Genomic DNA, 14829 nt, shown 5'->3' on the forward strand with positions numbered 1-14829 from the left:
TCCCTTAGTTATGTACTCAAATTACGCTCAAAATTAACGATATCAACGCCTGGTTTCACTTTGTACTGCTTGGCTAAACGACCACCTGATTTTACCTTTTCATCGATTGTTTCAAACATATCTGCCGATTCAATACGTCTAATTAAGCTTTTCCGTTGAATCGTTTTGCCGATGATTGTTTCAATAACAGATTTCAGCTGGCCCACAGTGAAATACTCAGGTAAACAATAAACAGGCACCATCGAATAAAGAGCTTTTTGTTGAAGGCGCTCTTTGGCTTGTTCAATGATAACCTTGTGATCAAAGGCAATTGATAAACTGTCTATTTTATCAATATCTATCCATTGAACGTCATCAATGGTTTCGATGTGTGAAGAGACTTCTTGAGCTGCTATTAGGGCAAAGTAAACCAAGGTTACACTAAAGCCTCTAGGATCACGGTCAATACCAGAAAAGGCTTGTAGCTGTTCGAGATACTGAGGTGCAACATTCGTTTTTTCTTCTAGCTTTCTTAAAGCTGTTACATCTGTTGTGGTATCTGAATCTACATCGACAAAACCACCTGGAAGACCCCAACTACCGATAAACGGCTCATTTGCTCGCTTAACCATCAGAACTTTTAAAGCATCATCTTTTACGGTAAATAGCACACTATCAACTGTAAATAGGGGATTCTTAAATTCATTAATATCGTAAGTGTTCGTCATCGTACTCATTCAAAGTAAACTTTATGTCTTAATGACACGTTAAATCAATTTCTCTTTTATATCAACAAGAACAGTTCACTAAATTAAAGAAAAAATAATATTTGACAACTTAATGTCCTTAGGACATATTTAAAATAATGTCGCTGTGACACATTTGTAAAAGGAGATTATTATGTTTGGTTTTAAATATATAAAAGCAGATCCTTCAACACACCTCATGTTATTCAAAGAAGGAAAAATTAAGTTAGAAGGAGTCGGTGTGAATTTTTTCTATTACGCGCCTAGCTCTTCACTTGTCGCTATACCAAGTAATAGTAAAGAGTTGCCGTTTGTTTTCAGGTTACAAACGTCTGACTTTCAAGAGCTGACAGTGCAAGGACAAGTTACTTATCGAATTGAACAACCACATGAAGCGGCAAAAATGCTGAACTTCACTATTGATACAAAAGGTAAGTACACATCAGAAGACCCTAAAAAAATGGATGAACGCGTTCAGCGTGCTGTACAGGTATTATTGCGAAACCATATTGAATCTAAATCACTTAGAGATTCTCTAGTTTGTGCTCGCGAACTAACCATCGATTTGAAAAAAGATCTAGACGGTGCTGAAGCGATAGCGAGCCTTGGCATAGAGATCACTGATGTTGCATTAACATCAATTAAACCAACTCCTGAAACTGGAAAAGCGCTCGAAGCTGAAATTAGAGAAAGCTTATTAAAAGAGGCAGATAATGCAATTTATGCAAGACGCTTATCAAGCATTGAACAAGAAAAAAGCGTTAAAGAATCTGAATTAGAAACTGAAAAAGCAATACAGAAGAAAGAACAAGACCTTGAAGAGTCGCGATTAGAAGCACAGAGATTGAGAAAAATTCAGCAATTTAAAATCAACCAAGAGGATATTACGGCTCAGATTGAAGATGAAAAACAACTCGAAGAATTGGTCTCTATAAATTCAGCTAACGAGAAAGCTCGTGGTGATGCACAAGCTTATAAAATACAAGTGCAAATGCAGGCTTATCAAAATATTGATACTGATAAATTAAGAGTAATGAGCATGAGCGGTATGGCACCAGAGCAGCTTATTGCACAAGCAATAGAAAACTTAACGCAAGGTGATAATCAAATAGGTAATTTGAATATTTCACCTGATCTACTTACTACACTGACTAATACCTAAAGGAGCTTGTTATGCTCACAGATAGAAAAATAGTAGTTGTAACAAGAAAGACTAGATTGCAGGAATTAAAGGAAAAATACTGCACCCTTGGGCAGGCTAAGTTTTATCTTGAACATTTAGGTGAGTCATTTAGTGACTATGAAGAAGAAAGTACTCTTTACTCCAACTCTGTCGCCCAATCTATTAGCCTCTTAAAAACAGTTGGTCGGGTTCAGCAACTAGAAAGAAGTGTGCTTTCAACTTATTTGTTTTCTCCCGATGATTTAGTCGTAGTTATTGGTCAAGACGGATTAGTGGCTAACACGCTTAAGTACCTTAATGGACAACCTGTAATAGCAGTCAATCCTATCCCAACACTTTATGATGGCCAGCTTTTGCCCTTTTTAGAAGCTGAGCTTGGTGAAGTAATTCTACAAGTGCTAAACCAATCTATTAATTCAAAAGCAATTGCTATGGCTGAGGTAAATACCAACATTGGTCAAAGTTTATTAGCCGTAAATGACCTATTCATTGGCCCCAAGACACACACTTCTGCAAGATACATGATGTCTGTTGATAATCACCAGGAAGAGCAAAGCTCTAGTGGCGTTATTGTCAGCACAGGCTTAGGCTCTACTGGTTGGTTTAGAAGCATAATTACAGGTGCGAGTGGTATTATGGATAAACCGATTAACCATCACCTACAAAACGGATTTTCGTGGGATAGTGAGTTTCTTTATTATTCAGTTCGGGAGCCATTTCCGTCAGCAAATACCAAGTGTAGTAAGGTTTTTGGAAAAATAACCAATCATTCAAAATTCAGCATGTCTTCAAAAATGGCTGAAAACGGTGTCATCTTTTCTGATGGAATTGAGCAAGACTGCCTTGAGTTCAATGCCGGAACTGTTGCCAATATATCTATAAGTAGTCGCGTTGGAAATTTAATCACTCCTCACTAGCTTTCCTCGCTATATCAGTAGGTTATTTTAGCTGTTACACTCACTGACAATAAAAAACAAACTTTACGTCCTTGTGACACAAATGAGACTTGATCAATACCTAACTCTTTGCTAAATTACATTGTGTCTCAGGGACACAAATAATAAAAGGAAGTAATAATGAAAATATTTAGCCATGATTCAACAGGAAATAAAACACCTATCTACTTTGACAGCTTTACTTTTTCTGGCGGAGAAGAGCACATTCGTTTTAATCCAATGGACTTTGCAACTACGGTAAAAGTAGAAATCTTTGAACGCCTTACTGTTTCTTCAAAGCTAATGCAATTAATGGTTGCCGTTGATGCGCTTAAAAGACTTTCAAATGAAGCGACTTCTATTGAATTGGTTATTCCTTATTTTCCTTATGCACGTCAAGACAGAGTTTGTGTTGAAGGTGAAGCGCTAGGTGCAGCAGTTATGGCAAGCTTTATAAACAATTTAGGCTTCGCCAAAGTAACTATTTGGGATGCGCACAGTGAAGTATCACCAGCATTATTAAATAGAGTAGTAAACGTACCGCAAATTAACCTACTTGAGCGATGCGATGAATTAAGCCAACGTCTATCTACAGGCGAACTTACCTTGATTTCACCTGACGCTGGCGCTAGTAAAAAAACAATTAAAATTGCTGAGACATTTAATGGTGAGCCTGAAGTTATTCAAGCACAAAAAATGAGAAATTTGAAAACAGGTGAAATCATTAAAACTGAGATTCTTGGTGATGTTAACGGAAAGAAAGTACTTATCGCTGATGATATTTGTGATGGTGGTAGAACATTTATCGAGTTAGCTAAGGTATTAAAAGACAAAGGCGCAGTGGAAGTTTCACTGTTTATCACACACGGTATTTTCTCAAAAGGATTAGAAGTATTTGAAGGTCTAATTGACGCTATCTATACAACTGATTCATTTAGAGCCGCTGAAGAATTCAGCACGAGCAATAAAATTAAATTACAAATTATTGAGATGTAAGGAGACTATCATGACTATTACCGCTGCTAGTATGCAAAAAGATGTTTATAAAGAATTCCACAGCCGAGCTTATCACCCTGATGTGACAGAAGTTTATGCCAACTTCACATCAAGAAGTGGTAAATTAAGTAATGTTGAAAATAGTAACAAAGTAGCATTTGTTGGTCTTCAGTATTTTATTAAAAGCTACTTACAAGAAGAATGGGCTGAATTCTTTAACAGCGATAAAGCTGTCGCTGTTGCAAACCATAAACGTATTATGAGTTCAATGTTGGGCTACCCTGTAAACGTCAAGTATCTAGAAGACTTACACGATTTAGGTTATTTACCATTAAGAATAAAAGCACTACCTGAGGGAACACTTGTTCCTTACTTAGTGCCACCAATTACTATTGTTAACACCAAAGAAGGCTTTCAGTGGTTAACAAATATGATTGAGACAGTGTTAAGTTGTGAAAACTGGCCAATCCAAACAAGCGCTACTACTTCAGTTGCTTATTTAAAAGTATTCAAGGAGTTTGCTAATAAAACGGGACTTCCTTTAGATTTTGTTCCTTTTCAAGGACATGATTTTAGCTTTAGAGGTATGTTTGGTAAGCACGCTGCTGCTATGAGTGGTTTTGGTCACTTAGCTTCAGGGCTTGTAGGAACAGATACCATACCAGCAGTATTATTTGCTGAAAAATACTATGGTGCAAACGTGGATAATGAACTTGTAGGCTGCTCTGTAGATGCTACTGAACACTCTGTTACTTGTTCTTGGATCATGGAAGGTGAAATTGAGTTCTTTAAATATTTAATGAAGGAGCAATCTCCAGCTGGGATATTAAGTGTTGTGTCTGATACTTGGGATTTTTGGACATTAGTAACTGATTATCTACCACAGCTTAAAGACGAAATAATGGCTCGCGATGGCACATTAGTGATTCGCCCAGACTCTGGAGATCCGGTAAAAATATTAACAGGTTATAAAATCTCTCCTGTTTCTGAGTACAGTGAGCTATTCCAAACTCAAGTTGAAGCTGAAAAAGATGTTATAGAAAATGGGTATGAAGCATATCGCTGGAATGGTGAATACTACGGTTTCGAAAATAATGGTTTCGATAGTGAACAGACTATTCAATTAATGCTTTGTGAAGTTAAAGGGCTTATTGAATGTTTATGGGATATTTTTGGTGGAACGACTACCAGCAAAGGGTTCAAGTTACTTGATGAACATATTGGCGCTATTTATGGTGATGCTATTACCCTTAAACGCCAACGTCAGATTTTACAACGCTTAATGGACAAAGGCTTCGCTTCAAAGGTTGTGTTAGGTATTGGCTCATACAGCTATCAATATGTGACGCGCGATACTCACGGCTCAGCAGTAAAGGCTACCAGTGTTGTTAAAAACGGTGAACGTGTTGCTATTTTTAAAGACCCTAAAACTGATACTAAGAAGAAATCTGCTAAAGGTTTATTAAAAATTGAGCGAGTTGATGGTGAGTTAACCTTGTTTGATAACGTGACTGATGAAGAAGAAAATCAAGGGTTATTAGAGGTTGTTTTTGAAGATGGAAATCTAACAAAGGAAACTACTCTAGACCAAATAAGAAAAGTAATAAACGAGCAAATATAACTCTGATTTTGGTTATAATTTTGTAAGGTTAATAGGATAAGACTTGTGGCAACCTAGCAACTTATTGAACATAACTTAACAAAAAATCTGAAACTTACCTGTATCGCCTTATATATAAAGGGTTTTGTTTTTATATGAACTACCGTATTAATACAAAGTATTTTTTGGATTAATCGAAGTGATATTTAAAATCCCTGTTATGCAGGGATTTTTTGTTGTTCATTAACAAGTTTGATTGATGATGAGTGTGAAGCACGCTTTGTTGGTATAAAATGAAACATTCATTGGTTTATTTTGACGGATAACAAAGAGTTTAGGATCTGAGTAAATGAAAAAAATCCTGTATGTTAGACATGATAAAATTGGTGACTTCACCACGAAGTGGCCCGCACTTAGCATGTTAAAACAGGCAATACCGGACGCAACAATTGACGTATTTGTTGCTCCTGTAGTGAAAAGTTTTGCCGAGGCATGCCCTCATGTGGATAACGTCTTAGTTGATACAGGTGATGATGCTGCTATAGCAGAGCTGATTAAAGAGCAACATTACGATGCAGCTATCGTTTCATTGTCTCAATACCGAGTTTATAAACTACTTAAACCAGCTCGAATTCCTTATGTACTGGTTCCCACGCTAAATTGGTACCAATATCTCTATAAACACAGAACCAACGCACAATATCAAGATGGCATTTCTGTTTGGCGAAGAGGTTGTAATGTTGTTGAGCACTTTCTAAAAGAGCACAATTACCCTATTCCAGAAGTGAAACGACCTTTTTGGGATATGAGCAATAAAAAGCACAAGTGGCAAGAGTATTACAATAAACAGGGTGAAGAAAAGTTGATTTTCGCTCACCCTGGAACGGGCGGTTCGTCGGGCGGAGTGCCAGTTAAGTCATTTTCAAATATGCTTATTGATATTAATCAGCGTACTGCGTTAGATTGCCGATTTGTGGTCACTTACAGCGGCCAAGAAGAAGTGCTTGCCGATGAAATGGTTGCCATTTTGTCTGAAAGCGGCATTAAGGTTGAAAAAGCCAAACCACTGCCGAGCTTAAGCGACTTTGCTGAGTCATTAGTGGCTGCAGATATGTTTATCGCAGGTTCAACAGGCCCCTTACATTTAGCAGGCCTTCATAATGTCCCGACGTTAGGGTTTTATGCTGGCAGACGATCTGCACCGCATATACGTTGGCAGTCATTATCAGCAGATGATCGCCGTTTAACCTATACGCCGCCTGTTGGCAAAAGAACGGGCCGCAATATGGCGTTAGTTGATTTTGACAAGGCAGCCAATGAGGCTGCAGCGTTTTTAGATTCATTTTATTCAGACGTTAGTCGTTAAGTTAAGGCTATCAAAACAAGATTTGGTTTAAGCGTGATGTATGTTCACGCCAATACACAGGAATTGAGCTTATGATCGTGGTTACAGGTGCTGCAGGATTTATTGGTAGTAATTTAGTTAAGTCACTTAATGAAATGGGCCGTACAGATATCATCGCCGTCGATGATCTTACTGATGGCACGCAAATGTTTAATTTAGCCGATTGCGAAATCGCTGATTACTTAGATAAAGATGCCTTTTTAGCCAGTATTAAAGCGGGCGAGTTTGACGGTAAATTAGAAGTGATTTTCCATCAAGGAGCATGTTCATCGACCACTGAGTGGGATGGCAAGTTTATGATGCAAAACAACTATGAATACTCAAAAGTATTACTGCATTATAGCCAAGCAAATGATGTGCAATTTATTTATGCATCATCGGCATCTGTGTACGGTGGTAGTGACACTTTTGTTGAGAAGCGCGAAGTTGAAAAACCGCTAAATGTGTATGCTTACTCTAAGTTCTTATTTGACCAATACGTCCGTCAACAAGACACAACTGCCCAAGTTGCAGGTCTTCGTTATTTTAACGTTTACGGTCCTAGAGAGCAGCATAAAGGCGGTATGGCGAGTGTAGCATTCCACTTTAATAACCAAATCAAAGCGAACGGCGTTTGTCGTTTATTTGCCGGTGTAGATGGCTATGAAGATGGTCAGCAACTACGTGATTTCGTGTTTGTTGAAGACGTCGTTAAAGTGAACATTTGGTTATGGCAGAACAAAACCGTATCGGGCGTATTTAATTGTGGAACAGGTGAAGCACAAAGCTTTAATGATGTAGCAAATGCCGTTATTCAGTACCATGGTAAAGGCGACATTGAATACATTCCTTTCCCTGATAAATTGAAGGGTGCTTACCAGAGCTACACTCAAGCAGATTTAACCTTGCTTCGTTCAGTGGGTTGCGACCATGTTTTCAAAACGGTTGAACAAGCAGTGCCTGAGTATTTAGATTGGCTAAAAGACCAACATTTTATCGGCCAGTAATCATAGATTGATGGCAAATCTATAAAGCCTTGATGAGTAAATCATCAAGGCTTTTTTATTGGCAAAATCCTAATGCTATTGACTAACCATGCCTTTAAGCACGATATCGTCATAAGTCACAAAGCCAATAATGTTGCTGTTTTCAACCACAGGTGCTTTATTGATTTGGAATTGATCAAATAGCCTAGCGGTATAACGGATATCCATATCTGCGCTGACAGCCATCACGGGTTTTATCATGATTTCATATACGTTAACTCGCTCCGGTGACTTATTTGTTGCGAGGACTTTTCTGGCAATATCGCTGAGCAATAGCATGCCGTATTCGTCATGCTCATTACGCTTGTTGACGACCAAAATAGAGACATTCTGTTCCACCGCGATCGCAATAGCTTCGCTAATGGTCAGCATACCGTCAATCATAGCGTATTGATTCATCAATACATCTCGATTTTTAATAGGCGTTGTCGGCTTCATATTTGATCCTTAATATCATTGGTGAGTTTTTCAACTTGATGAGCAACACCAACGGCATCTTCAACATCAATTTGAATCGCAATACCTTGGCCTGGGTTAGTGTTAAACCCGCCCACCTCGCATATTGTCTCTAAAATATGGCGACTCATATGCTCTTCTACTAGCCATAAAATCACATCACGCTGAACATCTAAGCCTAAGCCCATGAAGGTTTTCTTTTTCTTTAGCCCTTCACCTCTAGCATGGTTGATAACTGTGGCGCCAGTGGCGCCAGCTTCTCGGGCGGCATCAAGTACAGTGTCTGTCGTGATGTCGTCAACAAAAGCGATAATTAACTTAAATCGCATTTATTACTCCTTAATGGAATGATTATTTTTTATTGTTGATGTTGGCACTGCTGAACTAGGAAGTGCCTCTGATATATCTGCTGGAACGGCTGCATTTTTTTCATTGAGCTCAGTTTCATCAATTGCTTGGGATTTTCGTTTATCTAGCCAGGCTACAAGTTGGGCATAGCTCATTACAGCAATAATGGGAAACAAACTGGCAAAAGCGATAAGCCCAAAGCCATCAATAAGTGGATTACGTCCTTCAACATTTGAGGCTAAACCTAAACCTAATGCCGCGACCAGGGGCACGGTAACAGTTGAAGTGGTGACGCCACCTGAATCATACGCGAGTGGGATGATGGATTTAGGTGCGTAGAAGGTTTGGATCACTACCACCACATAACCTGCCATGATGTAATAATGGATTGGGTCACCAACGACGATGCGAAAGCAGCCTAGCGAGATGCCGAAAGCCACGCCAATTGCCACCGAAATACGTAACCCTTGAGTGCTAATCGTGCCACCTGACACTTCATTCGCTTTAATAGCGACTGCAATTAATGAGGGTTCGGCAATGGTGGTGCTGAACCCAATAGCGGCAGCAAAGACATACACCCATAAATAGTCTTGCCAGATGTAAGGCCCAGCAGAACCATCAGGGTGCAAAATTTCTGGTGAGGTTAACTGATTTGCAAGATTTTCACCGATTGGGAACAGCGCCAGTTCGAGTCCGACTAAGAAAAAGCTTAACCCGAAGGTGACATAAACAAACCCAAGCACCACCGTTTTCCAGTTAGCTATAGGACGTTTAAGTACACCTAATTGGAATCCAAATAGAATGATGGCTATCGGGATCACATCTCGCATTGTGAGCAGCAAGGTTTCTAATAACTGATAAAGCCACGTCATTTGACCTCCTTGGAAAATTGTACCTGCTCATTAAGTAAAGTAATGCCTTTATTGCACATCATTGTCATAACACCATGCCGTAAAGTAAGACAAAAATTACCGGCGTTAAACTTGCAAAAGCAATGAGTCCAAAGCCATCTAACATTGGGTTTCGGCCTTTAATCACAGTGGCTAAGCCCACGCCTAATGCCGTCACTAATGGCACTGTAATCGTTGACGTGGTCACGCCACCCGAGTCATAAGCGATGCCGATGATATTTTCTGGGGCGAAGCTTGTGAGGATCATGACAATAATGTAGCCACCGATGATCAGGTAATGAATTGGCCAGCCTTTAACTATCCTGATTACTCCAAGCAAGATGGCTAAGCCAACGGAGACTGCTACCGTTAATCTCAGTCCCATCGCATAACTGTCCATTGCTGCTTCTGTGGCGGCAATGGCGCCACCTTCTGCTGCGACTTCAGCCGCTTCAGCTGCTACAGCGGTCAGCGCGGGTTCTGCTAGGGTCGTGCCAAAGCCGAGTGAGAAAGAAAAAATGACTAACCAGAATGTGCTACCTTTGCGAGCAAGGGCATGAGCTAAGGACTCACCGATTGGGAATAGGCCCATTTCCAATCCGAACACAAAAAAAGTCAGTCCTAAAACGATAAAGATGACACCGACAAGGATAGAAAAAAGGTTATCAGGAGCTTGTTGGAGGATAAAAATTTCAAAAAAACTCACCACTAAAATAATGGGGACTAAATCTCGAAAACTGCCGAGCATAGATTGTAATAACTTAACTAATCCGCTCATTCCACCTCCTGTGAAAGTTAATAATGACAATCGCTTAAGCGTAATTCCTCGCGTATATGGAAAAGAAAACGCCTTATTGGAATGGTCTAACTTATATATTCAGTTTGCCAAGGTTACACATTGAGGCAACAGAAATTTAACAAAAGTTGCAATAGTTTTGAGCTAGATCAATTTGTCTTTGAAAATGTGCGCTAGGTGAATCGAACTGAAGGTATTTGCAATAAACAATCAAACCTAAAAGGTGCTAATTGTGGGGGGAGTCGTACAGTGCGAGGCATGTATAACTAGGGCATTGTAAAGCAAGGGCATTTAAAACTAAGGAGTTAGCGCTAATGGATCTGCTGGGTGCTCAATATTGTATTTATCCAATATTTGTTGGTATTCCCCCGTTTTTTTGAGCTTAGTTAGCCCTTGATTAAACATTTTGGCAGCTTTAGTCGCGCCTTGGTTAAAGCCAACATACAAAGGCAATGGTTCACCGAAGGTACCTGCAAAGCGAATTTGATCATCTAGAGCTAGCTTTTCAGCCGTGTTTTGAATAACCACTTTATTACCCAGCATGACATGAAAGCGGCCTTTGATAAGCCTTTTTAGGTTCATGGTTAACGGCTGGTTTCCAGTCGCAATGTAGAAACGATTTGAATTGGCAATTTTATCGTTTAATCGCTCGCCATAGTCATAACCACGAATGATACCAACTTGCACGTTATCTAAATCTTCAAGCTGGTTAAATTGCCAAGCAAACCCTGTCGTGGTGTAGAAATCTTTGCTTGCATAACCCACAACTACTTCATCAGTATATAAATTAAATTGGCTAACATGCTCTGGCGTGACGGCTAATATTGCATCAATATTTCCGTGTTGGACTTCTTTTAAAGCACGATTAAATGGCACTGCGATAAAATGAACCGGTTGATCCATTTCAGCAAAAGCCCTTTTTGTTAATTCAGTGACATAGCCTGTTTGACCTTCACATACGTAAGGGCACCAAATATCAGATGCGATTAAAAGGGGCTTAGCAGATAAAGACGCTGACCAAAGGCTACTAAGGCACAATAGACATGCTGTAGTGCAAGCGAACAACTTAGTTAAGGCTGTGTTTAGCGTCATTTTCACAATGATATAAATTCCAGTCAGTTTATGTGTTCGCAATTCATAACAGGCCTAACAAGCAACCCATTATTAGTTTGTTGAGTCAATAAAGAACAGTATAACTAAATCTTCCCGAGTAATAAGTTACTTCGTGTACATTTGAAGTCATAAGGTTAAGCAGTGAGTCTAACTCTTTGAGTTATTGTATCTTAAAGCGGCAATCTATTAGATTAAATTTAATCGTTCTTGGTATTTTTGCCACTTTTGTAAAGCGAAATCGTTAATCGTCGTGAGTTATTGATAAGTTATGTAGCAATGCTATCTTCATGCTTTTGTCTCGGCGCAGTTTTCGAGTTGAAGGTGTCTAGAGGCTAATTTGTTTCAAGGTCATGTTGTCCATCTGGTCACATTCTGGTGCTTATTTCACCCTTGTTCGACTGACTATTATTGAGGTTTATATCATGAAATATATTACTTTTACTGAGCCTGGAAGCGCAGAAGTTATGAATATTGCACAATCTCAAGATGACTTAATCACTCAAGCATTAACGTCGGATCAGGTTGTCATTAACGTCCATGCTGCAGGTGTGAACGGCCCCGATATTAAGCAGCGAGAAGGGGCATATCCAGCCCCCAAAGGGGCTAGTCCTATTTTAGGCTTAGAAGTGTCAGGTGAGATTATTGCTGTCGCAGAAGGTGTTTCTCAATGGCAAGTTGGCGATAAAGTATGTGCCTTAGTTCCAGGTGGCGGCTATGCCGAACAAGTCGTGACGTTTGCTAGTCATTGTTTACCTATTCCTAAAGGTTATAGCTTTGAGCAAGCTGCTGCACTACCCGAAACCTGCTTTACGGTTTGGGGCAACATGATGATCAGAGCAGGGTTGAGTAAAGGTGAGTCTGTATTAATTCACGGTGGCTCAGGTGGTATCGGAACAACAGCAATTCAAATCGCTAAGGCAATGGGAGCACGCGTATTTGTCACTTCTGGTTCTGATGAAAAGTGCCAATATTGTCTGCAACAGGGGGCAGAACTTACCATTAATTATCACACACAAGATTTTCTCGAGCCGATACTTAATGCGACAGATGGCCAAGGAGTCAATGTGGTGTTTGATATAGCGGGTGGAGACTTTGTGAATAAAAACCTCAAAGTGGTGGCAACGGATGGCCGAATGGTGACTGTCGCCATGCAAAGGGGAATAAGAGCTGAAGTGGATATTTTTAGACTCATGGCAAAGCGGATCAGCTGGACAGGTTCCACCTTGAGGCCGCAAAGTGTTGAAGCGAAAGCTGACATTGCTGCAGCACTGAGAGCGCAAATTTGGCCATTACTTGATAGTGGCTCAATTAACATCAAGCTGGATAAGATCTTTGCCTTTGAAGAGGTTATCGCAGCACATCAATATATGGAGTCAGGACAGCATCAAGGTAAAATTGTATTGAAAGTGATATAGAACAGATTTTTTCGAATTGAGAACTTGAAGCTTACGTATTTTGGGCTAAATTTGAGCGTGTATGAGAGGGTTAATTTTCAGCCATATTGTCTGATTATTAGCGATTGATATGCGGGTAGGTGAATCGCCTAGCTCACTATGATATCGATTTTATTGTTGAGTTCAAAATATCAAAAACTTCATAAAACATCAGTTGATTTTTGAAGAAGTTTTTGATTAATTACCCTCAATAGTCATGCGTTAACTGTATGGTTTATTTATTAAACGATGTACTCATCAGTACATTTTTAAAGGTATGTGTTGATTTAAGGGCGTTAGCATATATGTATAACACTGCAAAAAAACAAGTGTGGTTCGGTGAATTAAGAACTGCAAGAGGCACGTCAATCGTCGTTCATGATAACCGTTTACCTGAAGCGTCACCTGGACGGATCTACTTATTCAATGCGAGTCGAAATACCATTGGTGAGTATGTCGAAGATATTGTTAAAGTGAATCTTCATGAACTTGATGATGCGCAACTTGCTGAGGCAAAAGCTGAACATGATGCAGCATGGCAAGCCGCTAGAGCTGAGTTTATGGCAAAGCATGAGGCACATATTGAACTATCTTCAGTGCCAGATTCAGCACCTGAAGTGAAAAGTAAGGCGCCGGTTGTTCCCGACGAACCAATGGATGATGTCATGGATGCTGATGACGATATGGAATTTGAAGATACGGGTTTTGAAGCCAGTATGAGTGATGATGGTGGCGACGACAGGTAGCATCAATGTAAAACGGCATTGGTTGACTATAGTATTGTCATTACAATAAAAAAGGCGCTCCCTTCAAGGGTAGCGCCTTTTTTATGGCGAATTCTCAGGGCTTATAGCACACCAAACTCATAGCGAGTGTGATGGTGATAAGTATCACCTGCAGCAATCCACGGCTCACCCGGTAAGTGGGGTTGATTTGGAGAGTCTGGTAGCATCTGCGGCTCAATACATACAGCGCGATGGGATTGATAAATCTCCCCTTTAAAACCTTTTGTTCCCTCAAGGAAGTTTGCCCCATATAGCTGAACGCCAGGCTGATCAGTGTAGATGGTCATAGTGCGGCCGCTTTTAGGGCTTGATAGGCAACCAAAGCGAACAAGATCATGATTTGTCTGAGCTAGAACATAACAATGGTCAAAACCATTGGTAGCGCTTAATGCTGCTCGCTGTGTCTGCTCAGAAAAAGGTGTCGGTTTTGATAAATCTAAGTCGCTGCCAAGCGTTTCATCCATTGAGGTAGGCACGCCGACATCGTTCATGGTTAAATATTGGTGGGCATCGACTTGAATGTGATGATCCACATTCGTCTCACTATCAGCGCCTTCTAAATTAAAGTAACTGTGCTGAGTTAAACTAATAGGACAGGCTTTATCGACCTGAGCTTGCATGTCGATCAGTAAATTATTGCCTTCTAAACGGTAGTCTAGCTGAACTTTACATAGCCCAGGAAAGCCCATTTCTCCATCAGGGCTGTCGACCGTTAACCGCACTCCATCAGCTAAGGTTTCCATATGCCATTGCTTTAAATGAAACCCGTCACGACCGCCATGTAAGCAGTTTGTCGCTTGGTTAATGTCTAGTTGATAGTCTTGCCCTTGATAATGCAATTGACCATTAGCGATACGGTTAGAATAGCGACCTGCAATCGCTCCTAAATAGGCTTGCTGAGCTAAGTAGTCAGCGACACTGTCACAACCCAGTACAATGTTCTGACGCTGTCCAAGTTTATCTGCAGTCCATAATTCACGAATGATCCCACCTAGGCTTAGAATTTCGATTGCGATGTTGCCGTTATCGATTCGGACACGCTCGATGCTGCCACCACGAGGGTCTTGCCATGGCTCCAATGCCGTGATTTCAATCATTGTAGTCTCTTCCTGATGAGATAATTAAGCCCTGTGGCAGCC

15 protein-coding genes are annotated in these 14829 nt (G+C 40.2%); 8 read left to right on the forward strand and 7 right to left on the reverse strand.

What is annotated here, in order from left to right:
• Positions 1–8 precede the first annotated feature (8 nt).
• The gene (locus tag A9267_RS14355; RefSeq protein ID WP_082972397.1) at positions 9–707 is read right to left on the reverse strand and encodes an NUDIX hydrolase; all 699 of its coding nucleotides are present in this window, start codon (positions 705–707) and stop codon (positions 9–11) included.
• Between the two features lie 172 nt (positions 708–879).
• Here A9267_RS14355 and A9267_RS14360 point away from each other — a divergent pair, with 172 nt between their 5' ends.
• From A9267_RS14360 to rfaD, 6 genes are all read left to right on the forward strand, one after another.
• Positions 880–1887 (forward strand): SPFH domain-containing protein, encoded by a 1008-nt coding sequence (locus A9267_RS14360; protein ID WP_065109662.1) that lies wholly within the window; start codon positions 880–882, stop codon positions 1885–1887.
• Positions 1888–1898: 11 nt separating this feature from the next.
• A complete protein-coding gene (locus A9267_RS14365) occupies positions 1899–2825 on the forward strand; it encodes a sugar kinase (RefSeq protein ID WP_065109663.1) in 927 nt (308 codons plus the stop codon).
• A 159-nt stretch (positions 2826–2984) separates the two neighbouring features.
• On the forward strand, positions 2985–3839 hold the full coding sequence (gene prs, locus A9267_RS14370) for a ribose-phosphate diphosphokinase (protein ID WP_065109664.1): 855 nt from the start codon (positions 2985–2987) through the stop codon (positions 3837–3839).
• Between the two features lie 10 nt (positions 3840–3849).
• The gene (locus A9267_RS14375; RefSeq protein WP_065109665.1) at positions 3850–5460 is read left to right on the forward strand and encodes a nicotinate phosphoribosyltransferase; all 1611 of its coding nucleotides are present in this window, start codon (positions 3850–3852) and stop codon (positions 5458–5460) included.
• Between the two features lie 328 nt (positions 5461–5788).
• Positions 5789–6805 carry a glycosyltransferase family 9 protein gene (locus A9267_RS14380; protein WP_065109666.1) on the forward strand — a complete coding sequence of 339 codons (1017 nt, stop codon included), beginning with the start codon at positions 5789–5791 and terminating at the stop codon, positions 6803–6805.
• 71 nt (positions 6806–6876) lie between these two features.
• Positions 6877–7830: an ADP-glyceromanno-heptose 6-epimerase gene (rfaD, locus tag A9267_RS14385; protein WP_065109667.1), complete on the forward strand. Its 954-nt coding sequence runs from the start codon at positions 6877–6879 to the stop codon at positions 7828–7830.
• 75 nt (positions 7831–7905) lie between these two features.
• Here rfaD and A9267_RS14390 read toward each other — a convergent pair whose 3' ends face one another.
• The 5 genes from A9267_RS14390 to A9267_RS14410 form a co-directional block, all read right to left on the reverse strand.
• Positions 7906–8307 carry a CBS domain-containing protein gene (locus A9267_RS14390; protein ID WP_055022874.1) on the reverse strand — a complete coding sequence of 134 codons (402 nt, stop codon included), beginning with the start codon at positions 8305–8307 and terminating at the stop codon, positions 7906–7908.
• On the reverse strand, positions 8304–8654 hold the full coding sequence (locus tag A9267_RS14395) for a P-II family nitrogen regulator (RefSeq protein WP_055022873.1): 351 nt from the start codon (positions 8652–8654) through the stop codon (positions 8304–8306). The genes A9267_RS14390 and A9267_RS14395 overlap by 4 nt, the downstream gene beginning before the upstream one ends.
• 3 nt (positions 8655–8657) lie before the next feature.
• On the reverse strand, positions 8658–9545 hold the full coding sequence (locus A9267_RS14400; RefSeq protein ID WP_080914766.1) for a DUF1538 domain-containing protein: 888 nt from the start codon (positions 9543–9545) through the stop codon (positions 8658–8660).
• Between the two features lie 64 nt (positions 9546–9609).
• Positions 9610–10341, reverse strand: a complete 732-nt coding sequence (locus tag A9267_RS14405) for a DUF1538 domain-containing protein (RefSeq protein ID WP_055022872.1) — start codon at positions 10339–10341, stop codon at positions 9610–9612.
• A 315-nt stretch (positions 10342–10656) separates the two neighbouring features.
• Positions 10657–11451, reverse strand: a complete 795-nt coding sequence (locus tag A9267_RS14410; protein WP_055022871.1) for a substrate-binding periplasmic protein — start codon at positions 11449–11451, stop codon at positions 10657–10659.
• A gap of 443 nt (positions 11452–11894) precedes the next feature.
• Between A9267_RS14410 and A9267_RS14415 the strand changes: the two genes are divergently transcribed.
• Positions 11895–12887, forward strand: coding sequence for an NAD(P)H-quinone oxidoreductase (locus A9267_RS14415; RefSeq protein WP_065110030.1), 993 nt, complete (start codon positions 11895–11897; stop codon positions 12885–12887).
• Between the two features lie 323 nt (positions 12888–13210).
• Positions 13211–13651, forward strand: coding sequence for a hypothetical protein (locus tag A9267_RS14420; RefSeq protein WP_065109668.1), 441 nt, complete (start codon positions 13211–13213; stop codon positions 13649–13651).
• Between the two features lie 101 nt (positions 13652–13752).
• Here A9267_RS14420 and A9267_RS14425 read toward each other — a convergent pair whose 3' ends face one another.
• On the reverse strand, positions 13753–14787 hold the full coding sequence (locus tag A9267_RS14425) for an aldose epimerase family protein (protein ID WP_065109669.1): 1035 nt from the start codon (positions 14785–14787) through the stop codon (positions 13753–13755).
• Positions 14788–14829: the final 42 nt, after the last annotated feature.

This window comes from Shewanella sp. UCD-FRSSP16_17 (assembly GCF_001675935.1).
Lineage (GTDB): Bacteria > Pseudomonadota > Gammaproteobacteria > Enterobacterales > Shewanellaceae > Shewanella > Shewanella japonica.

Coding starts and splice junctions, on each gene's coding strand:
- A9267_RS14355 (WP_082972397.1), bottom strand. CDS start 707: ATGACGAACACTTACGATATTAATGAATTTAAGAATCCCCTATTTACA.
- A9267_RS14360 (WP_065109662.1), top strand. CDS start 880: ATGTTTGGTTTTAAATATATAAAAGCAGATCCTTCAACACACCTCATG.
- A9267_RS14365 (WP_065109663.1), top strand. CDS start 1,899: ATGCTCACAGATAGAAAAATAGTAGTTGTAACAAGAAAGACTAGATTG.
- prs (WP_065109664.1), top strand. CDS start 2,985: ATGAAAATATTTAGCCATGATTCAACAGGAAATAAAACACCTATCTAC.
- A9267_RS14375 (WP_065109665.1), top strand. CDS start 3,850: ATGACTATTACCGCTGCTAGTATGCAAAAAGATGTTTATAAAGAATTC.
- A9267_RS14380 (WP_065109666.1), top strand. CDS start 5,789: ATGAAAAAAATCCTGTATGTTAGACATGATAAAATTGGTGACTTCACC.
- rfaD (WP_065109667.1), top strand. CDS start 6,877: ATGATCGTGGTTACAGGTGCTGCAGGATTTATTGGTAGTAATTTAGTT.
- A9267_RS14390 (WP_055022874.1), bottom strand. CDS start 8,307: ATGAAGCCGACAACGCCTATTAAAAATCGAGATGTATTGATGAATCAA.
- A9267_RS14395 (WP_055022873.1), bottom strand. CDS start 8,654: ATGCGATTTAAGTTAATTATCGCTTTTGTTGACGACATCACGACAGAC.
- A9267_RS14400 (WP_080914766.1), bottom strand. CDS start 9,545: ATGACGTGGCTTTATCAGTTATTAGAAACCTTGCTGCTCACAATGCGA.
- A9267_RS14405 (WP_055022872.1), bottom strand. CDS start 10,341: ATGAGCGGATTAGTTAAGTTATTACAATCTATGCTCGGCAGTTTTCGA.
- A9267_RS14410 (WP_055022871.1), bottom strand. CDS start 11,451: ATGACGCTAAACACAGCCTTAACTAAGTTGTTCGCTTGCACTACAGCA.
- A9267_RS14415 (WP_065110030.1), top strand. CDS start 11,895: ATGAAATATATTACTTTTACTGAGCCTGGAAGCGCAGAAGTTATGAAT.
- A9267_RS14420 (WP_065109668.1), top strand. CDS start 13,211: ATGTATAACACTGCAAAAAAACAAGTGTGGTTCGGTGAATTAAGAACT.
- A9267_RS14425 (WP_065109669.1), bottom strand. CDS start 14,787: ATGATTGAAATCACGGCATTGGAGCCATGGCAAGACCCTCGTGGTGGC.